Annotated in this window: 25 protein-coding genes and 1 pseudogene; 17 read left to right on the top strand and 9 right to left on the bottom strand. The window is 47.5% G+C overall.

Translation table 11 applies throughout. The features are described from left to right. The 4 genes from LZP73_RS14165 (at position 1) to LZP73_RS14180 (ending at position 2,623) form a co-directional block, all read left to right on the top strand. On the top strand, positions 1-594 hold the full coding sequence (locus LZP73_RS14165) for a hypothetical protein (protein WP_234235648.1): 594 nt from the start codon (positions 1-3) through the stop codon (positions 592-594). Positions 595-819: 225 nt separating this feature from the next. Further along, positions 820-1,197, top strand: a complete 378-nt coding sequence (locus tag LZP73_RS14170; RefSeq protein WP_169562587.1) for a hypothetical protein — start codon at positions 820-822, stop codon at positions 1,195-1,197. Next, positions 1,194-1,427 carry a hypothetical protein gene (locus LZP73_RS14175; protein ID WP_234235649.1) on the top strand — a complete coding sequence of 78 codons (234 nt, stop codon included), beginning with the start codon at positions 1,194-1,196 and terminating at the stop codon, positions 1,425-1,427. The genes LZP73_RS14170 and LZP73_RS14175 overlap by 4 nt, the downstream gene beginning before the upstream one ends. Positions 1,428-2,053: 626 nt before the next feature. Beyond that, positions 2,054-2,623 (top strand): pyridoxamine 5'-phosphate oxidase family protein, encoded by a 570-nt coding sequence (locus LZP73_RS14180; RefSeq protein WP_234235650.1) that lies wholly within the window; start codon positions 2,054-2,056, stop codon positions 2,621-2,623. A 598-nt stretch (positions 2,624-3,221) separates the two neighbouring features. Here LZP73_RS14180 and LZP73_RS14185 read toward each other — a convergent pair. Continuing rightward, complete coding sequence (locus LZP73_RS14185) at positions 3,222-4,169, bottom strand: AraC family transcriptional regulator (RefSeq protein WP_234235651.1); 948 nt, start codon at positions 4,167-4,169, stop codon at positions 3,222-3,224. 289 nt (positions 4,170-4,458) lie between these two features. Here LZP73_RS14185 and LZP73_RS14190 point away from each other — a divergent pair, with 289 nt between their 5' ends. The 5 genes from LZP73_RS14190 to LZP73_RS14210 all read left to right on the top strand — a co-directional run bounded on the left by LZP73_RS14190 (position 4,459) and on the right by LZP73_RS14210 (position 9,426). Next, positions 4,459-5,607 (top strand): iron-containing alcohol dehydrogenase, encoded by a 1,149-nt coding sequence (locus LZP73_RS14190; RefSeq protein ID WP_234235652.1) that lies wholly within the window; start codon positions 4,459-4,461, stop codon positions 5,605-5,607. 131 nt (positions 5,608-5,738) lie between these two features. Continuing rightward, a complete protein-coding gene (locus LZP73_RS14195; RefSeq protein ID WP_234235653.1) occupies positions 5,739-6,173 on the top strand; it encodes a lipocalin-like domain-containing protein in 435 nt (144 codons plus the stop codon). Between the two features lie 125 nt (positions 6,174-6,298). Then, on the top strand, positions 6,299-7,159 hold the full coding sequence (yghU, locus tag LZP73_RS14200; RefSeq protein WP_234235654.1) for a glutathione-dependent disulfide-bond oxidoreductase: 861 nt from the start codon (positions 6,299-6,301) through the stop codon (positions 7,157-7,159). A 308-nt stretch (positions 7,160-7,467) separates the two neighbouring features. Further along, on the top strand, positions 7,468-8,409 hold the full coding sequence (locus LZP73_RS14205) for an NAD(P)-dependent alcohol dehydrogenase (protein ID WP_234235655.1): 942 nt from the start codon (positions 7,468-7,470) through the stop codon (positions 8,407-8,409). Between the two features lie 99 nt (positions 8,410-8,508). Further along, positions 8,509-9,426, top strand: coding sequence for an oxidoreductase (locus LZP73_RS14210; protein ID WP_234235656.1), 918 nt, complete (start codon positions 8,509-8,511; stop codon positions 9,424-9,426). Between the two features lie 194 nt (positions 9,427-9,620). Here LZP73_RS14210 and LZP73_RS14215 read toward each other — a convergent pair whose 3' ends face one another. Continuing rightward, positions 9,621-9,992: a winged helix-turn-helix transcriptional regulator gene (locus tag LZP73_RS14215; protein ID WP_326490353.1), complete on the bottom strand. Its 372-nt coding sequence runs from the start codon at positions 9,990-9,992 to the stop codon at positions 9,621-9,623. Positions 9,993-10,147: 155 nt separating this feature from the next. Here LZP73_RS14215 and LZP73_RS14220 point away from each other — a divergent pair, with 155 nt between their 5' ends. The 3 genes from LZP73_RS14220 (at position 10,148) to LZP73_RS14230 (ending at position 12,053) form a co-directional block, all read left to right on the top strand. Continuing rightward, on the top strand, positions 10,148-10,525 hold the full coding sequence (locus LZP73_RS14220) for a DoxX family protein (RefSeq protein WP_234235657.1): 378 nt from the start codon (positions 10,148-10,150) through the stop codon (positions 10,523-10,525). Between the two features lie 42 nt (positions 10,526-10,567). Then, the gene (locus LZP73_RS14225) at positions 10,568-11,311 is read left to right on the top strand and encodes an SDR family NAD(P)-dependent oxidoreductase (RefSeq protein ID WP_234235658.1); all 744 of its coding nucleotides are present in this window, start codon (positions 10,568-10,570) and stop codon (positions 11,309-11,311) included. Between the two features lie 106 nt (positions 11,312-11,417). Beyond that, positions 11,418-12,053: an NAD(P)-dependent oxidoreductase gene (locus LZP73_RS14230; protein ID WP_234235659.1), complete on the top strand. Its 636-nt coding sequence runs from the start codon at positions 11,418-11,420 to the stop codon at positions 12,051-12,053. A 296-nt stretch (positions 12,054-12,349) separates the two neighbouring features. On the opposite strand, the pseudogene LZP73_RS14235 reads toward LZP73_RS14230, so the two are convergent. The 4 genes and pseudogenes from LZP73_RS14235 to LZP73_RS14250 form a co-directional block, all read right to left on the bottom strand. After that, positions 12,350-12,686 (bottom strand): annotated as a pseudogene (locus LZP73_RS14235) (transposase); the annotation flags it as partial. Between the two features lie 128 nt (positions 12,687-12,814). Continuing rightward, on the bottom strand, positions 12,815-13,273 hold the full coding sequence (locus tag LZP73_RS14240; protein ID WP_234235660.1) for a hypothetical protein: 459 nt from the start codon (positions 13,271-13,273) through the stop codon (positions 12,815-12,817). 504 nt (positions 13,274-13,777) lie between these two features. After that, the gene (locus LZP73_RS14245) at positions 13,778-14,686 is read right to left on the bottom strand and encodes a hypothetical protein (protein ID WP_234235661.1); all 909 of its coding nucleotides are present in this window, start codon (positions 14,684-14,686) and stop codon (positions 13,778-13,780) included. 631 nt (positions 14,687-15,317) lie between these two features. Further along, positions 15,318-15,629, bottom strand: coding sequence for a hypothetical protein (locus tag LZP73_RS14250; RefSeq protein WP_234235662.1), 312 nt, complete (start codon positions 15,627-15,629; stop codon positions 15,318-15,320). 250 nt (positions 15,630-15,879) lie between these two features. Here LZP73_RS14250 and LZP73_RS14255 point away from each other — a divergent pair, with 250 nt between their 5' ends. Beyond that, positions 15,880-16,038, top strand: a complete 159-nt coding sequence (locus tag LZP73_RS14255) for a hypothetical protein (RefSeq protein WP_234235663.1) — start codon at positions 15,880-15,882, stop codon at positions 16,036-16,038. A 166-nt stretch (positions 16,039-16,204) separates the two neighbouring features. On the opposite strand, the gene LZP73_RS14260 is transcribed toward LZP73_RS14255, so the two are convergent. The 3 genes from LZP73_RS14260 to LZP73_RS14270 form a co-directional block, all read right to left on the bottom strand. After that, positions 16,205-17,497 carry a tyrosine-type recombinase/integrase gene (locus LZP73_RS14260; RefSeq protein ID WP_234235664.1) on the bottom strand — a complete coding sequence of 431 codons (1,293 nt, stop codon included), beginning with the start codon at positions 17,495-17,497 and terminating at the stop codon, positions 16,205-16,207. A gap of 137 nt (positions 17,498-17,634) precedes the next feature. Further along, entirely contained in the window at positions 17,635-17,895 is a 261-nt protein-coding gene (locus LZP73_RS14265) for a hypothetical protein (protein ID WP_234235665.1), read from the bottom strand. Positions 17,896-18,162: 267 nt separating this feature from the next. Beyond that, positions 18,163-18,627 carry a hypothetical protein gene (locus LZP73_RS14270; RefSeq protein WP_442800746.1) on the bottom strand — a complete coding sequence of 155 codons (465 nt, stop codon included), beginning with the start codon at positions 18,625-18,627 and terminating at the stop codon, positions 18,163-18,165. Between the two features lie 258 nt (positions 18,628-18,885). Here LZP73_RS14270 and ccoN point away from each other — a divergent pair, with 258 nt between their 5' ends. The 4 genes from ccoN to ccoP are packed head-to-tail and all read left to right on the top strand — an operon-like array spanning position 18,886 to position 22,106. After that, positions 18,886-20,322, top strand: a complete 1,437-nt coding sequence (gene ccoN, locus LZP73_RS14275) for a cytochrome-c oxidase, cbb3-type subunit I (protein ID WP_234235667.1) — start codon at positions 18,886-18,888, stop codon at positions 20,320-20,322. A 12-nt stretch (positions 20,323-20,334) separates the two neighbouring features. Beyond that, positions 20,335-20,961 carry a cytochrome-c oxidase, cbb3-type subunit II gene (gene ccoO, locus LZP73_RS14280; protein ID WP_234235668.1) on the top strand — a complete coding sequence of 209 codons (627 nt, stop codon included), beginning with the start codon at positions 20,335-20,337 and terminating at the stop codon, positions 20,959-20,961. A 12-nt stretch (positions 20,962-20,973) separates the two neighbouring features. Then, a complete protein-coding gene (locus LZP73_RS14285) occupies positions 20,974-21,150 on the top strand; it encodes a cbb3-type cytochrome oxidase subunit 3 (protein WP_169562573.1) in 177 nt (58 codons plus the stop codon). Then, on the top strand, positions 21,150-22,106 hold the full coding sequence (ccoP, locus tag LZP73_RS14290) for a cytochrome-c oxidase, cbb3-type subunit III (RefSeq protein WP_234235669.1): 957 nt from the start codon (positions 21,150-21,152) through the stop codon (positions 22,104-22,106). The genes LZP73_RS14285 and ccoP overlap by 1 nt, the downstream gene beginning before the upstream one ends. Positions 22,107-22,158: the final 52 nt, after the last annotated feature.

Here is a 22,158-nt window from a genome sequence, read left to right on the forward strand (position 1 = left end):
ATGAAACAGCTCACGTTCGCCGCAATGGCAATACTCCTCTCGGGTTGCAGCAATAGCTATAACGCGCCGGGCAGCACAGATGGCTCCCGTATGGCCGACACCAACAAACACACTCAATGCCCGGGCACCACGGCGTTACCGCCGGCCTTGGCGGATAAGTTTATCCCAATCGAAGACCCCGAGCTGTTGGCGCAATCCTTGGGGGAAACAGATCAGGGCAAGCTCTGCCAGGGCCAGGTTTACCGGGTCAAGGAAGACACTGAAATCCCCCTGTATCGTGCCTGGAACAGCACCAATCCCAACAGCAAGATGGGTAACTGGTGGGCCTTCAGTGTGCCTGCGGGCTCATCGAGTCAATATCGCCAGCAGTACGAGATCTGTTATCAGTGGTCGCCGCTGGATCGCATGAGCAGCTGTACCCTGAAAGCCAATACCAAGGTCGTGGTCGGCACTGGGCAGAGCGCGACTTGCTCGGAATACCTGACTTACCCCACCTCGGTCGAGCAACAGATCTACATCGACCAGGCCGACACAGCCCTGGAAGAGTGCAATACCTTCACTGGCCATTTCGACTGGCAGCCGATACCACAATAGCGAACGAGAATCCATTGCCGCCATTCTTCAAGGGCCTGCTATTGGGCTCAGCATTCTTTAAGGCGTCGCTATCAGAGATGAGACCCATGCCAGTTTCGCTTTGTGTTTCAACAAAGGCGTAAGGCATGGGCAGTCTGGACTCCTGAATCATAACGACAGGATCAGCCTGGCGGATTGCTGATTAGCTTAAACGTTAGCTTTCTTATCAACGATATGGAGATCATTATGTATCCAAAGGAATTTTACATCCTACCCGAAGAGCTTTTCCGTCTGGGAAATGCCTCAAGTCCCCGTTTATCTAATGTTCGAGCTCGCGATGTTGATGTTACAATCATAAATGGAATTAAGGTTATCATCGCGAACGGAAAAGGAATCAGCGTGTTCGACAGGGAAGGCATCAACAACGCTCCTATGACAGGTTGGATTTGGAGGTTTCCGCCGAACACCCAGCCTCCTCATGGATTAAAAATGGTTCAAGATAAGCCTCACCATTATTGTATTTCTCCCGCTCAGAACATGCCGGTGGATAAGTTCAAGGGATTACTCGAAGAAATGGCTTTGAAAGCATCTCGTGTGTTCAAGAAAGAAGGAAAAATTGTATGAGCCAGTTCAAGCTTGAGCTTGCAGAATCAGAATTGAAGTACGTGCTTGAGGGCCTTATGGCGCTTGAGCTACAAATGGCCGAGACCTGTGAAACCTCAGATGATCCAGATGAGATTGCAGATGTCGGCAATGACCTAATTGAACTGCGCTTGTTACTCGCCCCACTAAAAGAAAAGGCTATCAGCCAGTTCGGAGCCGGTATCACTGATTTTTCGCGAGACGAGTTATAAGTTAACAAGGCCGTGAAGGGCGCTTTACGGCAGCGTTGATATTATTCTCCCTGTCAATAGGTACAAAGGTGTCCGTGCCGGACATTAAAAAAGCCGGCAAGGACACTTGGTGAAGTGCCTTTGGCGAGTAAGTGTCGCGGTTGACCTTGCATTCTCTGCGGACACTAGTCAGCGGGTTTGGGTATGCGCGGTTGGAGCCTGGCTTTGATGGCGATAGTGCCGCAATAGGTTACAGTATCGCCAAATAGTGTCAGAAACCAGAGCAACATCAGTCGTTTCCTTGTGTACGTCCAAACGGCGTTGTTGCCTAAATAGGTGAACCTTCTGCTCCTGATGCGATCAGATCCTGTGAATAGCACACCGGAACCGATACAAAATGGGCAAATCCAAGCATCGCAAATGCTAGCCAAGAGCCATTTCCTCCCAACTCTTGTGGGCGGCACTGTCATTTCCGAAATGCACTATATGCGCCGTATCACGTCAATGAATAGAATGGGTCGGGCAGGGGAATGAGATTAGGTTTAAATTCACAGCTTTAGTGTGGGGAGATACTGAATCGAGGTATTGAGTCAAAAGTAATAAGATGAGCATGATGCCTTTTATCAAAAAATAGGGAGATTAATCCAATGGGAAAGCAATTTTCAGAACTCTCAAGTAAACACATAGAATTTATCGAGCAGCAAAAAATCTACTTTGTCGGCACCGCTGCCGAAACCGGCAGTGTGAACTTGTCACCCAAAGGCGGTGATTCATTACGAGTCATTAGTTCAACAAAGATCGCTTGGCTAAACCTGACAGGCAGTGGTAATGAATCTGCTTCCCATGTGCTCAAAAATGCGCGTATGACCATCATGTTTTGTGCATTTGAAGGCTCGCCGCTCATTCTGCGTGTCTATGGCCAAGCTGAGGTGTTGCATTCCAGGGACGCAGATTGGGCGCAATATTCTCGGCTTTTTCCCCAAAGTGTCGCAGCCCGGCAAGTCTTTGTATTGGATATTGCCATGGTTCAAACTTCATGCGGCATGGCCGTTCCTTACTTCACATACGAAGACGATAGAGACGATCTGGCTAAATGGTCAGAGAAGCGAGGCTCCGAGGGCATTGAGAAATACTGGCTTAACAAGAATCAACAAAGTATCGATGGCTTTGCTACCGAGATAGTCGAGCGCAGTGGCATCACAGAAGCTGCAAGCTGAATGTGACATTCTCCTATCCAGGGCTGTCTTGGAATAAGTTTGGCTAAGCTAATGGCAAGGATAGGGAGTAGCGGCTGCGCCGGTACGGGTAAAATCTTACATGCGGCCCAGTCTCAACTGGAATGGCAGCGGCCACCAAGCAACCAGTTTATCCGATAGTCACAAATCTTATTTACCTAATCTCTTAACTGGACTTAGTACATGTAGCGCGAAACTAGGAAAACTGGGCCTAATAGAGAGTTTTTGTACTTTTGGCGTACATGTACTTGTCTATGTAGCAGTATTAACAGTGGTTTTTTAATAGATTCGTACATGTACAAATTACTTTCTTTCTACTGCATCAATGGGCTCTAGAAAATCGGTGGCAATTCATTGTATGGCGATCTACCATCAAAAATGATGCAGATTTTTGACCAATTTGCTCCCGATCAGCTTGTTTACTCTATCGATCAGTCTTTATTTTTGGCGCTTGAATGGCAATTGAAAGTGAAGAGACAATCACTTTCAAATTTTCAGTTAATTGAAGTTGACCGACTTCCCGTTAGAGCACCATGTTGAATAGGTCGAAATACCAAACAACTGCATTAATTCGCCAGCCTCAACTCTGCAAAAGTGTCGATTGACGCCGCAACTCCTCAATATCACGTTTGGGAGGCACTCCAAAGAGACGGCTATACTCTCTGGAGAATTGTGAGGCACTCTCATATCCAACTTGAAATGCGGCAGTACCTGCATCCAATCGGTCATTGAGCATAAGACTCCGTGCTTCATGCAGACGCAACCATTTCTGGTATTGCAAGGGACTCATAGAGGTGAGCTGGCGAAAGTGGAGGTGCAAATTCGATGTACTCATTTGCACGTAAGTGGCCAACTCTTCGATTCGTAAGGGGCGAGCATAGTTCACCCTCAACCAGTCAATTGCTCTTGCAACCCGGTGGCTCATACTACCTACCGAGGCTATTTGCCATAAACGTGCGGCCTGATCGGTTCTAAGTAGACGGAAATGAATCTCTCGCTCAATCAGTGGAGCAAGCACTGATATCGTGTCCGGCTCGTCGAGCAGAGCCAGAAGACGGTTGCACGGCTCCAACAAGGCAGGCGTTATCGTGCCAAGTGTTGAACTTCCGTCTGGAGCTCGTTCACGGGGTGGCGGCAAGCTGCCCTCAGCAATAAGCTCCGCAATGATTCTCAGGTCGAGCTTGAAAACCAATCCCAGACAAGGTTTATCTGTACTCGCTTCGAGCGCTTGTGAGTTGCCGGGAATATCAAGTGAGTTGATTAAAAAGTGACTGGTATCGTAGGCGTATGAACGATTGCCAACGAGTAATTGCTTAGCGCCTTGAACAACAATTACGAGGCTAGGCTCTATTTTGCAGTTACTTGGTTGCGTTGGTGACTCTCGCCGAAACAACTCAAGGCTTGGAATAGCAGTAGAGCTATCTTCTTTTCCGACAGTCCAACGCTCGATGGCGGTAGCCATCTGCATACACAAGCTGTCGAGCATATCTTTGTCATCGCATTCAGCAAGGTTTACTGGTTTGTCCATATAAAACTCCTCGATTTATCCCACATCGATGTTATTACACACAACGCTCCGCTGTCGCGCATTACTCCATGAGGAAATAGGAATAGGCAAGGAATAGAGGGGATCGGTATACCGATTAATGTCGAGTGGCAGGAATAATAGACCCAAAATTGATGCATTGCGCTGGTCTGCAGAGAGTTAAAGACCCGCTCAGCGAATTAGCACTGCCTTTATCGGGCGCGAGCTGTGTTAGCAGTACACAAACCAGTCTAGCTCTAAACATTTCGAATCAATACTTGAGGACCAATATATGGAAAACTTCACCTACTTCAACCCCACTAAAATCGAATTTGGCGTTGAAAAGGAACAAATGATAGGCCTGTACCTGGCCAATCATAATGTCAAGAAAGTGCTGCTGTGCTATGGCAGTGAGCGTATCAAGCGTGAGGGGCTGTTCGACGTTGTCAGCAAGAACTTATCGGAGAATGGCATCGCGCTGGTTGAATTTGGTGGTATCAGCAGCAACCCCGTACTTTCAACTGTCCGGGATGCGATTATGGTAGCCCGTACACAACAAGTTGATGCTGTTCTGAGTGTAGGCGGAGGCTCGGTTCTAGATAGCGCTAAGGCCATTGCTGCGGGTGTGCAATATCAGGGTGACGTTTGGGATCTCTTCGTCGGTAAAGCACCCATTCAGTCCTCACTGCCAGTGTTCTCAATCCTAACACTTGCTGCGACTGGGAGCGAAATGAACACCTATGCCGTTGTCACGAACGAAGAAACCAAAGAGAAGCTATTCATCGCAAGCCCCGAGAGTTTTCCCAAGGTGTCCATTCTTAATCCGGAGCTCATGCAAGGGGTACCACGAGATTACCTTGTGTACTCTGCTGCCGATGTTATCTCGCACGTGATCGAGCCTTACTTTACGGCCAGTGTCCAGCCAAAACTGCTCTCAAGGCTTGCAGAGTCTGTGATCAATACTGTGGTTGAAACGACAGAAGCCTTGTTGACGGATCCTACCGACGTGGCAGCGCGAGGCGAATTTGCGTGGGCTGCAACGCTTGCTCAAAACGGGTTGGTATTCACGGGCGCAGCCGGTTTCAGCTACCCGAATCATGCGATTGAACATGCACTTTCCGCGCTATTCAATGTACCACATGGCGCGGGGCTATCCGTGATCATACCCGCCTGGATGAAATGGTACCACAGTCGAAATACTGCTCAGTTTGAACGATTTGCTAAGAATGTGTTCGGTGTTATGGCAGCCGAAGAAGGGATTGCCGCACTGGAAACCTGGTTCAACAAGGTGGGTACGCCAACGAGGCTCTCGCAATTGGGAATTGGGGAAAGCGATCTGCCTGCCGTGCTGGAGAATGCGATGGGGAACATTCGCATATTTGGAATGGAAGATATCTACTCTCAAGAAGCGGTGGAGACAATCCTAAGGAACGCTCTTTAAATAACGCCAAGAGTGAATAATTAAGCTGTGTTGCTAAAGGACGCTATCGCATATTAACGATAACGTCCTTTTAAAACTGTCCGGACTCAAACACGTAATCACCATTTTTCGTCAACTAAAAGGAAAACATTATGCCAAAAATCAATTTGCTTTTTCTATTTGTGTTATTGGCGTGGTCTTCGTCCGCTCTTTCAAACGAGAAATCCCCCCTCATTGGAGCGTGGCGCATGACTAAATTAGAGGTACTTGTTGACGGTAAATTAGAAAAGGTCTCCTGCTCAGGGCAGCTAATTATTACCGATGCCGGAACATTATCAGCGCAAGCTATGGATTCGAACCCAAACGCAACGCCAACGACATTTACAATGAACGGGTACGAAGCGCTATACGGCGACATCGATATTAATGATTCTTTAAATCAATTCGAGATAACTATTCAATCGTCGCTTGTACGTGACCTTATTGGAAGAAAAATGAAGCGCAAGTTTACTATATCTGACCGAAAAATGGTTTTATCTCCGGTTGATGCAAGCGAAGGATGGCGAGTAACTTATGAACATTATTAACGCGATAAAAATCGAAATCGTAAAGCAAATGAAAATGTATTTTCGGTCTTTTTTGGCAATCTCAAAATCGTAAATGCAGTATCTATCCCAACTACTAGTGGCTAATAACTTTAGAAGGAAATATTGTGATTAATAGTTATTTACCCCCAAAAGTGTGGATGATGGAAAATGAAAATGGTGGTCAATGGGCTAATATCAATCGGCCGGTATCTGGACCAAGATTTGAAAAACCTCTCCCTGTTGGTGAACATCCCCTTCAGCTGTATTCCATGGGCACCCCAAATGGTCAGAAGGTGACCATAATGTTAGAGGAGCTATTGGCACTTGGGATAAGGGAAGCTGAATACGATGCGTTTCTGATTGCAATCGGTAATGGTGATCAATTTGGCTCAGGTTTCGTGGCTATAAACCCAAATTCAAAAATTCCCGTGATGGTTGATCGTTCAGTCGAGCAGCCTGTTAATCTGTTCGAATCTGGCAACATTCTATTCTACCTTGCCGAAAAATTCGGACATTTTCTCCCGACGGATTTGCCTGGCCGCATCAATGCCCTTAATTGGCTATTCTGGTTACAGGGAGCTGCGCCATTTTTAGGCGGTGGATTGGGTCACTTCTATGTATTTGCCCCAGAAAAACTGAAATATCCTATTAATCGTTTTGCGATGGAAGTAAAACGTCATTTAGATTTGTTAGACAAGCAACTGGCTATAAACAAATTTATTACGGGTGAGCAATATAGTATTGCAGATATTGCTATATGGCCTTGGTACGGAAACTTGGTCTTGGGCAATATCTTTAACGCTACTGAATTTCTAGATGTTCAACAGTATCAACATCTGCTGCGTTGGGCTGATTTTATTGCACAAAGACCTGCCGTAAAACGTGGACGAATTGTTAATCGTATTCAAGGAGAAGAATGGGAACGCATTAGAGAGCGTCATAGCGCGAGTGATATTGATAATGCGCTGTCGAAATACCCTAAATAAGAGCGATAAATCTCAGACTAAGACACCAAGTTTTATAAATGCTCGTCGGCTTCACCTTTTAAAACTGCCATAACTAATTAACGGGGAAAGTCCAGGGCACTTTACGTTCATTGGTTAGGATTTCAATACTTAGAATCATTAATTCATCCTACTTGTGTTAATCATTATTACATAACAATATCAATGCATGGGCTAGACCATTTAGATATGGGTTACCTCAATAGTCGAAGCATTGGGTCGCTGAACGGATAGCCATACGCAGAGACTTGTTTTTCGGATCGTTAAAGTAGACGACGCAGGGGATAAAGATGAAGAGAATACAATTTTATCGCTATGGTGGTCCGGAAGAGATGCTCCTTGAAGAGTATCAATTACCTAATTTGGCGGACGACGAAATCCTGGTCAGAGTCAAGGCTGCTTCCATCAACCCTGTCGACTGGAAAATTCGCCAAGGTGTCATGAAACTCATGACAGGCCGAAAGTTTCCTCGTGGTATGGGACAGGATTTTTCCGGCATCGTTGAAGGGGTCGGACAGCAAGTAAATAGTCTAAGGGTCGGCGATGAAGTCTTCGGCACAACCCCCGTAAAAACATCCGGTTCATTTGCTGAAACTCTAATCACCAAAGAATCACTGGCGACCATTAAACCTTCCACATTGTCGCACGATGAGGCTGCAACGCTGCCGATCGCAACGTCGACGGCATGGCGTGCGTTTGTGCAAATAGCTAAGTTGAAAGCCGGGCAGACTGTCTTCATTAACGGCGCTTTTGGGGCAGTAGGTCAGGCAGCAACGCAAATTGCGAAGGCGTTGGGTGCCTCTGTGGTCGGTCGTGTAAGAGCTGAATTAATAAATGATGCAAAGGGCATTGGAATGGACATAGCGCTCGATTACACCCAACCCGTCCCAGAAAATCTCAGGGGAAAGTTTGATGTCGTATTTGATACGCATGGATGTTTATCGATTAGGGACGAAGGCAAGCTCATCAGGCCCGGAGGCATGATACTCAATATCAGTCCCTCGCTCATAAAAATGGTTTGTACCTTGTTTTCACGAAATCGCCACTTTGTTGTGGGCAAACAAGACGTGGCAACGTTACGGGCAGTGGCAGATCTTGCGAGTAAGGAAAAACTCAAACTCTCGGTCGGCCGTAAAGTTCGACTTAATGAAGGTATCGACCTGATACAAGGCTTGGAAGTTGGAAAGCGCATTAATGGCAAGGGACTTATCATCATGGAAACACAATCGTGATGTTTTTGCGGATCGCAGCCATTCCTAATCTTACCGCCAAGATCATTGGCGTGAAGGTTCCACCGTTGAACTTGCCTCACCATAGAAGGAATCACTATTTTGAAATCAACAGGCTTTACTGAAAACGACGTGCCAGATCAATCAGGCAAATGTTTCATTGTTACAGGTGCAAATACTGGTGTTGGCTTCGAGACAGCAAGGGCCCTGGCGCAACGTGGTGCTCGTGTGCTGCTCGCTTGTCGGGACAAGACTAAGGCGCAGGAGGCGATTGCCCGCATCCGGCAAATCACATCAAACGCGGACCTAGCGTTTCTACTCATCGATTTTGCGGATCTATCCAGCATTCAGGCAGCGGCTAAGCGCGCTTCCCTCGAACCTCGTTTGGATGCACTCATCAACAACGCCGGCGTAATGGCTCCACCGTTGATGCGTACCAAACAAGGCTTTGAACTGCAGTTCGGTGTGAATCACTTGGGGTGCTTTGCGCTAACGTCATTGCTGCTAACCAAACTGAGTGAAACGCCTGGATCGCGCGTTGTCATAACCTCCAGCGTGGCGCACAAAGGGGCTCGGTTTGACTGGGACGATCTCAATGCGGAGAGGAGCTACAAGAGAATGGAGCGGTATGCAGCAAGCAAACTTGCTAATGCACTCTTCTTCTTCGAGCTGGACAGGCGATTGCGAGCCGCCAACTCTCCAATTACTGCTGTGGGTTGCCATCCGGGTATAGCATCAACGAGTCTTGGGCGTTACATGGGAGCTCTCCAAATTCTCAATCCAATTGCAGGGATTCTACTCAATAGTGCTGACAAAGGAGCATGGCCTACGCTTCAGGCTGCCACCGGCATTATTCAACCAGGTGGTTACTACGGACCTAAAGGTTTTCGTGGTATTAGGGGGGGGGCCGGTGAAGCTCCACGCTCTACTGATGCAATAGATCCTACACTCGCACAGAGGCTCTGGGATGTATCCATCGCTGCGACCGGCATTGATCCCGGATTATCCTCGGTAAGTTGATACTCATGGCTTTTCGTCTGGAGCCTGAAATAGCTCCAGTACGATTCGTTAAAATAGGCTATTACATGGCTGAGCTAGTACATCTAAACAAACATGACATTAATGAAAAATGCCAGATAATGAGCGTTACTTAATTCTTATAATCAACAATCCGAAGCGGCCTTATTAGGCGGGTACCTAGCGCCACTCCGCCCCTATTTTACCTTGCGTCCTCGACCCGCAGGTCGCTTCGGTATGGTACCCCCATAAATCTGCCACCATGCTGTCAGCGCTTCCATCGTCGGCCCCAGCCCACGAGCCTTCTGAGTGATTTCATATTCGACTCTCGGGGGTACTTCGGCGAAGACCGTACGTGATACTAACCCATCCTCCTCTAGTTCACGAAGCTGGGCCGTCAACATGTGTTGTGTAATGCCTGGAATCGCGCGGCGCAGTTCTCCGAAACGGTGCATACGCTGATTTAGAAGCCAAAGAATTTCCAGCTTCCACTTCCCTGAGACTAGAGCAAATGCCCTGCGCATTTCCTCGTGCATGTTGCTTCCACACTCATTAGTCTGGTTATTCATACTTACCTTCGTTTTTTCATCCTACTTGCGGATATTCATATTAGCTGACAATATCGATATAAGCCATAGCGCGACATTAAAAATGTGTATCATTTGGCTAAGTATCGACGGGAAAAAGCATCCCATACTGAAAAGATTTACCAGGAGAAATCAACATGAATCGCAGTTACTTTTATTGGTTCAGTACAGTGCTCTTAAGCCTGCTCTATCTGACCTCTGCAACATTTTATATAACCCAGGGAGAAAAAGTACGCCAAGCGTTTGAGGCGCTCGGTTACCCCACTTATCTTATACCTGTACTTATTGCAGTGAAAATACTGGCAGTAGTTGCTGTTGTGTCACGATTCCGAGTGGCACTTAGTGATCTTGCCTATGCAGGTATGTTCTTCCATCTGCTTCTGGCCATCTCTGCGCATGTCAATGCTGGTGAAGGTATAGGATCTGTTCCAGCTGTTGTTGGATTGTGTCTTCTGTTTAGCTCGTTCTTCACTCAAAACTATGCACGTGCAAACAAATCGCCTTACTTGGCCTAAGACGCAAGCCATATTAAATTATTGAAATCGGAGAAAATTAATATGAATCGACTCGAAGGCAAAATAGCCATTGTCACAGGTGCTAGTCGCGGTATTGGCCGAGCCACAGCCAAGCTTTTTGCAGCGGAAGGTGCCAAAGTTGCGGTAGTTTCTCGTACACAGGAAAGCATTGATGAAGTAGTTGCAGATATTGAAGCCAAAGGTGGCACCGCGATGGGAATCGTGTGTGATATTGGTAATGCCAGTCAAATTGATAACACCGTGAGGGAAGTCGTCGACAAATATGGAAAGATCGATATTCTTGTCAACAACGCGTTTGATCCCACCGTACCCTTTTCTTCTGTAATTGATCTCTCAGTAGAGCAATTGCAGCGTAACTTTGAGATAGGCCCAATCGCCTATCTAAGATTCATGCAAGCTGCTTACCCACATCTGAAGGCCGCTGGAGAAGGCCGTGTTATCAATTTTGGTTCCATGGCTGGGGTTGTCGGTCTATCGGGATACTGTCCCTACAACATGGCCAAAGAGGCCGTCCGCGCTCTGACAAGAACCGCGGCGCGCGAATGGGCGAACGACAATATTACGGTGAACAACGTCCTCCCCGTAGCGCAGACATGGGGAGATGAAGTTGATATACCTCCATCTACTAGCCCTTTAGGCCGTTATGGTTCTCCAGAAGAAGACGTTGCTCCAGTGGTTCTATTTCTTGCTAGTAAGGATGGGCAATTCCTGACGGGTTACAGTTTAAACCCTGATGGAGGAATGCTTATCGACAGCTCTCGATGATAAAGCTCGGTGGCGTGCGAGCTTCAGATTCCCCGACGATACAATTGGGAAAAGCCTCGAACGTCCACCAATTACAAGTCAATTGAATAGTCTGAGGTTACTGTAAATGAAAATTACGCTTTTTGGAGCAACCGGAAAAACAGGAATTTACTTAATCCAGGAAGGATTAAAGCGCGGTTTTGAAATCACTGTTTTCGCTCGGTCCAACAGCCAATTTGAACATCCTGATGTCCAGATTGTGAGGGGGGACTTTACAAACCAAAACCTTCTACGAGAGGCCATCCGAGATTCGGATGCGGTTCTTTCCGCGTTGGGGCCGGCGAATATTCCTCACCCGAACGGAATTCCAATTACTAAGGCAACAGACGCTATCATTTCGGCGATGAAGCTAGAAGGGCTCGATCGATTAGTCGCTATCTCTACCGGTACAGCTGTTGATCCTGATGATGGTATTGATATGAAGATTTGGTTACCAGCTCAGCTTATAAAGTTCACGATGCCAAAGGTATATAAGGATATCGTGGGAATGGCAAAGACAATTCGGGCTTCTGGGCTGAATTGGACGATGGTTCGCGTAGCGCTGTTAAAGAGTATTCCAGCCTCCAATCGCTTAAACGTCGGATTATATGGGCACGTTAAGCATAACTTGAAGATATCTCGAGAAGACGTTGCCAAATTCATGTTCGATCAGATTTTAACTTCCGAGTTCGTTAACAAAGCCCCGGGGATCAGCACCCAATAGTTTTTAGTTTTGGTCGTTCCCCGAATTTGCGTTAGCAAAATGATTTGGTTTGATGTTAGACGCCTTCAATAAAGAAGCCAAATGAATGTTGCTCTTTGGCTCTTCAACACTTGCTTTATTACATGCACCAATGTCCTCTCCCCAAGAAGTTTTAATTATATATGTCAAGAACTGCCAGCCCGTCGGTTGCATCCATTCCATATTGCTGAATGAGGGAAACTGCTATTGAGTAGTCAGCTTCTCCCTACATGACACCCCAAATCTTCTTTTCGACATCCTATGACTTGATTTTCCAACTCCATAAAATGCCCGATATTCATGATAGTGGTGCGGTCTGGAATACCTTTATCCAGTGACAGGCGGGAAAATTGGCGCATGGAGGCGATTTATAGAGGGCATCTTCCATGGCCTCATCGCTCAGGTTGTACCATTGCTGCATGTAGTGAATGTGCAGTATGGTTTCCAGCGATAGGGCCTGAGAGCATTACCGGCCTTCGGATAAACAGGCTCGATACCGCCAAGTAGTTTACCCTGGGGGAGTATGTCACCCATCCTACCAAGGAGGTCTTCTTTGCGGGTCTGGCGACGATTACTGGAGAGCCCACTGTCGGCAAATGTCAGTTCCTGGCTCATCTGGATTCTCATCCAGGGGGAGGTCACTACACGAAGATCTCACATCTGGATCTTATTCGCATCTTCCCTAACACAGATACTTAATAAATTAGATAATGGTCATAAAAGTTCTGAGCAAGTAAATCTTACTAATGCTTTTCAATTTTTGTTATAAATTGAATTTCATAGCCATCAATGTCACTATGTGTAAACGGTAGAAAGTTAATAATTATGCTAAAATCTCCTGTACATTTTAACAGAGTTTCTTTGCTCTGTTTAGTAAACCTAATAAAGCTTTCAACATCTGAGGGTAATGACTTCTCTGCGATTGCTTTATAAATATCTTTGCAACACGCAATAAGGTACTCTTTAGCAGCAACTTCGCTTGAAATGTCATTTATATTCAGCACTAGCTTTAATTCATTACAATAGCTTTCTTCACCGAAAACATAAAAAGCAATGTTGTTTGATAGTTTGTGCACCTCTAGTTCCTGATAGTCCGAGCTTGCCAACCATTTTTCTTGCTGATGGGGATCTTGGTGATATTCGCCTATGATTAACTGATTAGATCTACTTTTTAATATGGTTTTTATTTTGTTAACGAGCATTATGATTTCCTTTTAAATTAGTGTTATTTAATATTATTAAAAATAAAAATCTAAGGCATAAAACCTCCTTTCCTGTTGGTGGAATTTTTAGTGATTTTTTGAATTTGTTCGAGGAATATAGGCAGGTAAATAAATGAATTATCTAATGGAGTGATTACACTCCTAGCATCCATAATTGTATAATAACATTTATTAAGACACCACTCAAGAGGGAACGTTATTAAATCAAGATTTATTTTAGATGCTAAGTCGATATTTACTTTTTATACTTTATTATAGCATGCAAACACTTTTGTCTCTAGGAAGGTATTTGACAAACTTTTGAATTGGAGACAAGTGAATACACATGTATAGATATTAATAACGAGTGTAAAATAGAAACACATACACACTCCATATATCATCACTATTGATTCTATATGTATCACTTAGTTAAATAAATGTAATGAGCAGTTGTAATTATGTAGAGCTACCAAGGTTTCAAAACTCGCATCAATAAAACGGTTATAAGATCTGATCAAGATTATTATTCAGTTTCAATTTCTGCAAGTAGGTCATGAGCAAATGGCCAAGGATATCCAAATTTTCGGCTTTGCTGGAGTCTGAACGCAATGGCATGAAGGATTGCTTTCGCAGCAACAGTGACTCTCCGATCCTTAAGCCGTATCGAACGAGGAGGGTGGTCAGAAGATAATTCCGCATTTGCACTTCATAGCTGACTATTGGGTTGAACTCGTTCTTATTGACCAAGGAGAAACAGACCTCCGTACTACCATCAGGTAATTTGACATGGGAAGGCTTCATAACATCCGGCATAAGCACACGAATAAAGTCTTCATATTGTCGAGAGGTCAAACTACTGAGTGAGTCATTAGCAGAAGACTTTTTGCTGGATTTCTGCCATTTAGCAAACTTGCTCGTAGCGTCTTTAAGTCGTAGATGTACATCTGTCCGGTACCGCCTAAGTAATAGTGGATCTTCATCGCGGTACGCTGTCGTTAGATAAGCACCAGAAAGGTACGAAATGAAATTGCATACAACTTGGCAATGTTTGGCGGCGGTTCGCTTTTTCTTTGCGAGATCGCGTTGCCTGGAGGTCGGCGCTGGAAGCATCACCACATTGGAAATTTGCTTATCAGCGAGGAGGTAATCCCAGAACGGCTGCAACTCATGGGTCAGAGCTTCAACATCACGATAGTCACTTTGATGAAAAGAGAAATCGAGAGAGACACCGTGTTTTGCCAACCAGAAATCGTAAAACAGTTTGAGCGAATCAAGATAAGACTTCTGAGTTCCGAGAGCTTTCTGTATTAACTCTTCTTCAGACCACCTTAGCGCCAACAATGGGGGCATAGTGGTCAACACATCCAGCAAGCAGTAAAACTCGCCATTACAATTTTCAACTTTGTACATGAACTACTTGCAACTCGTAGATTTGTGTCTGATGTACGAATATACGTGTAGAGATTTCGCTAAGTCAAATGACGACGGTTCTCATGTAAGGTATTGATCTAGAGAGGGCAAGAATGCACATATGTACTAAATCTTAATCAGATCAAATTTAACATAATATACATTGTGCGCACAAAGATGCTTATGTTAAACAATGCTAGAAATTAGCGGGATTGCCTGGCATTGCTTCTAGCCGAGCCTGCCATATATCCGGTAAGCATACAACTGAACATACAACTCACGCATGCCATGGGCTCAGTAGCCATGTTGTACCCAACACGTTGTACCCAACACTTTGGCTTGAATTCATTCATCAGGCTCATTCATTGCTGCACAGCAGACTCAAGATTCGAGCCTGCTGTGGCTTTGATAACAAACCGACTCTGATGACAAAGAATGAGTTTGACTATGCGCCAATGTGCTTCCCAGCGCTGGCCGGCTTCAGACATGCCGCCAAGTGACAGCAAGCTGGTAAGTATCGCAGCCGATGGATTAGCTTATCTTGAATTGACAGCCTGAACTCTGAACTGCCAGCAACCTTGGACTGCCAGTGGCTTTAACTGTCAGCGGCTTGAGCCGATAACCGCAAAAGCTACGAACTAATCTTGAGTTTGATGCTGACTTCGTTGCCAGCCGGAACCGAATCCAAGACGACCGTTTTTCCTGGGTTCGATTTCATCAGTGCCGCGGCTTTTTCAACATGCAGCCCTAACAATACACTCTCGATAACCCAGGCATTGTGGGTGATTTCCAGACGATAATTGCCGCCACAATAGGCAATACCGAAGCAAACCGGGTCTTCCCGCAGCGGATCATAGGGATCCCGCTCGAATGTGACCGGGTAGAGTTCCTGATTGAGCAAGGCAATGTGCTTGTCTGCTTTCATTTGCTCTCTGGTTTCCATAAACAACTCCGTCTAGCCAAGGCCGGCGTGTGTAGAGCTAGAGTATAGCAAGCAAATCCGATCCGCCTCTTGATGCCGATAAGTCACATTATCGGCATTAACCCATGCAGCTTCCCGAGCAACCCAAACATGGCGACTGCAACCAATTTGGCGCTATTTGCGATTCATCCAGGCTCGAACATCCAAGCATCAAACCAGCCAATGTTTGCTATGCCGCTTGATATTGCACTTCGGCCATTGAGGACAGAATATGAGCCTTTGTACTGCAAGGCTGATTGCTAGCATAGAGCTGGTATCGACATACCTTCCGAGTGGCGAACAGCAAGATGAAGCGCAATTGGGTTGGTTTAGCACCCTGGATATTATGACTTATATCAAAGATATGCTCGATGAACTCCCCTTCGATTGAAGAACTTAATCCATTGCTGGAACTATTGATTAATTGCATACGCCAGTGAACTATAGAGTTGGAAAACCAGAGGAAACGGCCTGAAACCACCGCTATTGCCTGAATAGTAGCTCGCGTTTGGGCTCATTCGCCATATCAACAATGCTGACGTCATCACCCTTCCCCATCAATCTATCCCCTGCAGCCGATCCAGGGGTTTGCCGTAGGCACTCTCGTGCCTCTCTATCTGGCTGGTATGCAGGTATTGCGAGGTGGTGTCTATGCTCTCATGGCCGGCATCGGCCTGCACATGGGACAAGGGGCGGCGGTTGATGTTGATGTCGTGGGTGATCCCAGTGTGGCGCAGGTTGTGGGCGGTCAGCTTGCGCATTTCTATCGCGTCCTGCGCGAAACCATCGGCTTCGGCCTCGGCGGCCGCCAATAGGATAAGCTGCTGAATTTCTTCTCTTATCTGACGAATCCCGAGATTGGCGTTCAGCAGCCCGGCATCACGGCCCCGCCCCGCCGCCCTGTGACGCACGAATAAGGGCTGTTGTTCGTTCGCCGCTGGATAGTCGGACAGGCCGAGGAAGCGACGGTATTCGACCAGACCGTCGAGCAGCGCCTTGGAGATGGCGACGCTGCGGCGTTTACCGCCCTTACTCTGGGGGATGTGAAAACTCCAGATACCTGTGTCGCGATTCTGCCGGAACTGGCTCATCACAGGGGCATAACCGGCGCGGGCCGAGACATCTGAGACCCTCAGGTAACAGCAATAGATGAGCTTCACCAGGAACAGGCTGCGCTGATGCAGCTCCGGCTCCTGCTCGGCCAGCTGCGTCACGCAGCCGATCACATAGGACCATTGCAGCTGAGTAAATGCCTGGCAGTTGTCTTCGTCGTCGGGGGCGCGAAACTGGCGCTTGCCGGAGAAACGACTGTGATTGAGCCAGATCTGCGCCGGGTTGCGCTCGCAGTATTCCTCGCCAACCAGGTAGCTATAAAAGGAAGAGAGGATCGCCATCTTGGTCTTGAGGGCATTGTCGCTCAGGCTGTAGGCCTGCTCCTGACCGAGGATTTTCTTGCCGACGAAGGGCCGCCATTGGGGATTGGGGCGTCTGTCCCGGGTCTCCTTGTCATCTTTGAACTGGGCCACATTGAAGTAGCCTATGAGTTCTTGTGGCGGCTGGCGGCAATAATCCACGTAACGGCCCATATCCTTGCGGGTCAGCGCCGTCGGCGACATGGCGGCAACATCGAAGCACCAATGCAGGAAAGTCGTCAGCTCACTCCTGTAGGCCTTGTAGTTATTTTCGTTGTGTTGTTGCTCATACAACCAGTCGGTGGCGTGCTCCATCACCAGGCCGGCATCTGTCACCTTATTGAGGCTGACTTGGGTCAGGTATTGATTCACATGGCAGTTGCCCAGTTGAATGCTGTCGACGGTATCGAACAGCGGCATGACGGGTGGGTATGACATAATGAGATTGCTGGGCCTTAGCGATAGCATGATTTATAAGCAAGTATTTTCAATATGATAGCTCTTAATCATCCAGAGCGATAAGCATATTTTGGCTATGCCCCTGAGTCTGGCATGGCGCGGCCAGGATAACCAGGCTAGGCGATGCGGGAGGCATGATGATGGGCGCCTTGGCCCTTGTCAGAGAGAGTGTCATGACGCCGGTGAGCCGGGTCATGCTCACAAGCACCACAAAGGTCACATGCTCCCAACTGCCGGCAGTGGTTGAGGCACATCTGCCATACCTGGTGCTTGGATCCGGCGTCGAGACAACCGAAGTCGGCGGCACACAGGTGTCCCTGGGCAATCAATCTGGCGAGTGTATCCGCCGCTATGCTTAAGTTGATCCTGGTTTGCATCGCACTGCCCTCCCTTTCCTTGAAAAAAGCCCTAAAATGAGTCCTGAAAAAAGCCCTGAAAACGAGTCCTGAGAACAACCCTGGAATGGGGCCAGACAATCAATCCTCAAAATAAGGCTCTGCCCGCGGCCCAGATAATAAGATACCTTAATGAGAATAATTATCAATAGCAAGCATGCGATTTAGAGCCGTTGCATAGGGTGAATGCACAGGTTAGCGAACAGACAGTGAGTAAGATGCCAAGCCGTCAGCAGATTTAAGCTTGGCTCAGGCGTCATTGTCCGCGAGGAAATCAAACACCAAGGTATGCATCTTGCCCCGGTAGTCGAAACTGACGAATGCCGACCATACCATATAGCCGCTGCTGCAGGAGCCGTAGATCACATCGGCACTGTATTGAGTCCCGGACACTTGTTCCAGCTTAACAGGAATGATCCCCATGAACATGTCGCGGCCTTCGAGTCGTACCTGCACCTCGGTTATTGGCTCTGATGCCATAAGCGATAATTGCAGCGGCCGTTCGCTCGGTGCATCGACGGGGGATATTGCCAGTTGCAATTCGACCCCGTCCAAGGTTTTACGACAGCTGCCGGCGGCAAATTGGCAGAACGAAGGATCGCTTATTTGCGTGTCGGCGATCGCATTTTCGGTCGCTTCTTGAACCCGGTCACAGCCGGCGGCAGACAGCAATAATGATGCATAAAAAATCGGCGAAAAATATCGGTTAAGCACAAAAAATGACCTTATATGGCAACGTGTTAACATTCTATGTAGCCGCTTGATCCAGATCAACTTTCTATTGGCCTCTCAGGTATCTTTTTCCATGGGTCTACAGTATTATTAAGCGTCCTTAGGCTCACCTCAGAACCTACGGATTATCGCTTTGGCACAGGAACACCACTTATTTGAGTGGCTTTTTTGTACCAAAAATAACAGGTAAAGCCCGTCTTTACTAAAACTATATGTAAAAGTAATAAGCAGTGGAAGCAAATGATGAACCATTCCCAGCCTACAGGCGCTGATTACAATTACACCGTTGTCCGCCAATTTGCCTTAACCACAGTTTTGTGGGGTATTGTTGGTATGTCAGTCGGTGTGTTAATTGCGGCTCAGTTAATCTGGCCACAGCTGAACTTCGATACACCTTGGTTTACGTATAGTCGCCTGCGACCATTACATACCAATGCGGTGATCTTCGCGTTCGGTACATCAGCCCTTTTTGCCACATCCTATTATGTTGTTCAACGCACCTGTCAAACCCGACTCTTTGCACCTAAATTGGCTGCATTTACGTTCTGGGGCTGGCAAGCCATCATTCTCGCGGCAGCCATCACTTTACCTCTGGGTATCACCCAGGCTAAAGAGTATGCCGAACTGGAATGGCCCATAGATATCGCAATCGCCATAGTGTGGATTTCCTACGCGACGGTGTTCTTCGGTACCATAATCAAGCGAACCACGTCGCATATCTATGTGGCTAACTGGTTCTTCGGTGGATTCATTATCACCGTGGCCGTATTGCACATAGTGAACTCCATGGCGATTCCGGTCAGCCTGTGGAAGTCATACTCAGTGTATGGCGGCGCCGTAGATGCCATGGTGCAATGGTGGTATGGCCACAACGCGGTAGGCTTCCTGCTGACTGCGGGCTTCCTGGGTATGATGTACTACTTCGTGCCTAAGCAAGCCGGTCGCCCCGTCTATTCATACCGTCTGTCTATCGTCCATTTCTGGGCGTTGATTGCATTGTATATCTGGGCCGGTCCACACCACTTGCATTACACCGCCCTGCCAGACTGGACCCAGTCACTGGGTATGGTGATGTCACTGATCCTGTTCGCACCTTCTTGGGGTGGCATGATCAACGGTATCATGACCCTGTCGGGTGCCTGGCATAAACTGCGTACCGACCCTGTGCTGCGCTTCCTGGTTGTCTCTCTGTCTTTCTACGGTATGTCTACCTTCGAAGGCCCTATGATGGCAATCAAGACGGTTAACGCCCTGTCGCATTACACAGACTGGACCATAGGACACGTACACTCAGGCGCGCTAGGCTGGGTTGCCATGGTCTCTATCGGTTCTCTGTATCACCTGATCCCGGTACTCTTCGGCCACGGCCGCATGTACAGCACTAAGTTAGTCAATGTGCATTTCTGGTTAGCGACTATCGGCACAGTGCTGTATATCGTTGCCATGTGGATCTCGGGTGTGATGCAAGGTCTGATGTGGCGCGCGGTTAACGCCGACGGCACCCTGACTTACAGCTTTGTGGAAGGATTGGAAGCCTCTTATCCATTCTACTTTGTACGTTTCATCGGAGGATGTTTCTTCCTCACAGGTATGCTGATCATGGCATATAACGTGATCCGTACAGTTAAGGCCCCTGATAATACGCTGCCAGCATTGGCTGAAGCAGAAGCGGCATAAGGAGCAGACTCGATGAAATTTAATCATGAGATAGTCGAGAAAAACATCGGTCTGTTAGGGATTTTCACCGTTATCGCTATCAGTTTCGGTAGCTTGGTGGAAATCACCCCGCTGATTTTCCAGAAAGATACCACTGAGCCCGTCGAAGGCTTGAAGCCTTACACTGCCCTGCAGATCGAAGGCCGTGACATCTATGTCCGTGAAGGTTGTTACAACTGTCACAGTCAGATGATACGTCCACTGCGCGCCGAAACAGAACGCTATGGTCACTACTCAGTCGCCGGCGAGTCCGTTTGGGATCACCCTTTCCAATGGGGTTCCAAGCGTACTGGTCCGGATCTGGCGCGTGTCGGTGGTCGTTACAGCGACAAGTGGCATGAAGTTCATCTGATGGATCCCCGCGCCGTTGTGCCTCAGTCAAACATGCCAGGTTTCCCCTGGTTGGCCGAGAACAAGCTCGATGGCAAGTTGACCGGTGACAAGATGACCATACTGCGTAACCTGCATAAAGGCGGTTACAAGGGACATGATCTCTACACAGATGAAGAAGTTGCTGGCGCTCAGAAAGCTGTCGAAGGCAAAACAGAGCTTCAGGCCCTGATCGCTTACCTGCAGTCTTTGGGTCTTGCACTCAAATAAGGAGGCAAATTTATGGATTACGGCACATTGCAAGGAATTATTACCATCATTGTAATGCTGACCTTCGTCGGTATATTTGCTTGGGCATACAGCTCGCGTCGTCAGAAACAATTCGACGAAGCGGCTAACCTTGTGTTTTCTGATGAAGAAGGCAGCAAGGCTACTAAGGACTCAGGAGAGCATAAGTAATGACCAGCTTCTGGAGTATTTGGATTTCCGTTCTCAGTTTGATCGTCATCGCCGGTTGTCTGATTCTGCTAAGGTTGTGTTCCAAGAACACCACAGGTGTAGAAGAAGGCAAGTCGATGGGTCATAGCTTTGACGGTATCGAAGAACTGAATAACCCACTGCCTAAATGGTGGAGTTATATGTTCTACATCACGATAGTATTCGGTTTGATCTATCTGGCCCTCTATCCAGGCCTGGGTAACTACAAAGGCCTGCTGGGCTGGAGCAGTTCCAACCAGGGTGTGGTGTCGATAGCAGAATCGAAGGCAGCTACCGAGTTAGCCGTTAAAGAAGGCCGTTGGGTGCAGTATGACCAAGAAGTCAAACATGCTAACGACAAGTTTGGTCCTATCTTTGCGGCCTACGCGGCAACCCCGCTGGAAGAGTTAGTCAAGAATGAAGAGGCGCTGAAAGTCGGTGGCCGTTTATTCCTGCAAAACTGTGCCCAGTGCCATGGTTCAGACGCGCGCGGCAGCAAGGGCTTCCCTAACCTGACCGACAACGACTGGCTCTATGGCGGTGATCTGGCAACCATCAAGACAACCATAATGAATGGTCGTCACGGCATGATGCCGCCCAAGGGTGGTTTACCTATCGCCGACAGCGAAATTCCAGCCCTGGCTGAGTATGTCGTTAGCTTGTCCGGTCGTGAACACGATGCGGCCAAGGCGGCACAAGGCCAAGCCTCCTTCATGAAGGGTTGTTTCGCCTGTCATGGTATGGACGCCAAGGGCAATAAGCTCATGGGTGCCCCTAACCTGACGGACAACATCTGGTTATATGGCGGCAGCCGCGGCGTCATCGAAGAGACCATTACCCATGGTCGCGGTGGCGTGATGCCTACGTGGAAAAACGTTCTCGGTGAAGAGAAGGTTCACGTGATAGCTGCTTACGTATATAGCTTGTCAAACAAGTAGTTACACTTAAGTAACATAAAGGCCTCGACAATTCGGGGCCTTTTTTTTAAGT

This window comes from Shewanella sp. AS16, assembly GCF_021412365.1.
Lineage (GTDB): Bacteria > Pseudomonadota > Gammaproteobacteria > Enterobacterales > Shewanellaceae > Shewanella > Shewanella salipaludis.

Excerpts from the sequence above, each read along its gene's own strand:
- LZP73_RS14165 (WP_234235648.1), top strand. The coding sequence starts at position 1 with ATGAAACAGCTCACGTTCGCCGCAATGGCAATACTCCTCTCGGGTTGC.
- LZP73_RS14170 (WP_169562587.1), top strand. The coding sequence starts at position 820 with ATGTATCCAAAGGAATTTTACATCCTACCCGAAGAGCTTTTCCGTCTG.
- LZP73_RS14175 (WP_234235649.1), top strand. The coding sequence starts at position 1,194 with ATGAGCCAGTTCAAGCTTGAGCTTGCAGAATCAGAATTGAAGTACGTG.
- LZP73_RS14180 (WP_234235650.1), top strand. The coding sequence starts at position 2,054 with ATGGGAAAGCAATTTTCAGAACTCTCAAGTAAACACATAGAATTTATC.
- LZP73_RS14185 (WP_234235651.1), bottom strand. The coding sequence starts at position 4,169 with ATGGACAAACCAGTAAACCTTGCTGAATGCGATGACAAAGATATGCTC.
- LZP73_RS14190 (WP_234235652.1), top strand. The coding sequence starts at position 4,459 with ATGGAAAACTTCACCTACTTCAACCCCACTAAAATCGAATTTGGCGTT.
- LZP73_RS14195 (WP_234235653.1), top strand. The coding sequence starts at position 5,739 with ATGCCAAAAATCAATTTGCTTTTTCTATTTGTGTTATTGGCGTGGTCT.
- LZP73_RS14205 (WP_234235655.1), top strand. The coding sequence starts at position 7,468 with ATGAAGAGAATACAATTTTATCGCTATGGTGGTCCGGAAGAGATGCTC.
- LZP73_RS14215 (WP_326490353.1), bottom strand. The coding sequence starts at position 9,992 with ATGAATAACCAGACTAATGAGTGTGGAAGCAACATGCACGAGGAAATG.
- LZP73_RS14220 (WP_234235657.1), top strand. The coding sequence starts at position 10,148 with ATGAATCGCAGTTACTTTTATTGGTTCAGTACAGTGCTCTTAAGCCTG.
- LZP73_RS14225 (WP_234235658.1), top strand. The coding sequence starts at position 10,568 with ATGAATCGACTCGAAGGCAAAATAGCCATTGTCACAGGTGCTAGTCGC.
- LZP73_RS14230 (WP_234235659.1), top strand. The coding sequence starts at position 11,418 with ATGAAAATTACGCTTTTTGGAGCAACCGGAAAAACAGGAATTTACTTA.
- LZP73_RS14240 (WP_234235660.1), bottom strand. The coding sequence starts at position 13,273 with ATGCTCGTTAACAAAATAAAAACCATATTAAAAAGTAGATCTAATCAG.
- LZP73_RS14245 (WP_234235661.1), bottom strand. The coding sequence starts at position 14,686 with ATGTACAAAGTTGAAAATTGTAATGGCGAGTTTTACTGCTTGCTGGAT.
- LZP73_RS14250 (WP_234235662.1), bottom strand. The coding sequence starts at position 15,629 with ATGGAAACCAGAGAGCAAATGAAAGCAGACAAGCACATTGCCTTGCTC.
- LZP73_RS14255 (WP_234235663.1), top strand. The coding sequence starts at position 15,880 with ATGAGCCTTTGTACTGCAAGGCTGATTGCTAGCATAGAGCTGGTATCG.
- LZP73_RS14260 (WP_234235664.1), bottom strand. The coding sequence starts at position 17,497 with ATGTCATACCCACCCGTCATGCCGCTGTTCGATACCGTCGACAGCATT.
- LZP73_RS14265 (WP_234235665.1), bottom strand. The coding sequence starts at position 17,895 with ATGCAAACCAGGATCAACTTAAGCATAGCGGCGGATACACTCGCCAGA.
- ccoN (WP_234235667.1), top strand. The coding sequence starts at position 18,886 with ATGATGAACCATTCCCAGCCTACAGGCGCTGATTACAATTACACCGTT.
- ccoO (WP_234235668.1), top strand. The coding sequence starts at position 20,335 with ATGAAATTTAATCATGAGATAGTCGAGAAAAACATCGGTCTGTTAGGG.
- LZP73_RS14285 (WP_169562573.1), top strand. The coding sequence starts at position 20,974 with ATGGATTACGGCACATTGCAAGGAATTATTACCATCATTGTAATGCTG.
- ccoP (WP_234235669.1), top strand. The coding sequence starts at position 21,150 with ATGACCAGCTTCTGGAGTATTTGGATTTCCGTTCTCAGTTTGATCGTC.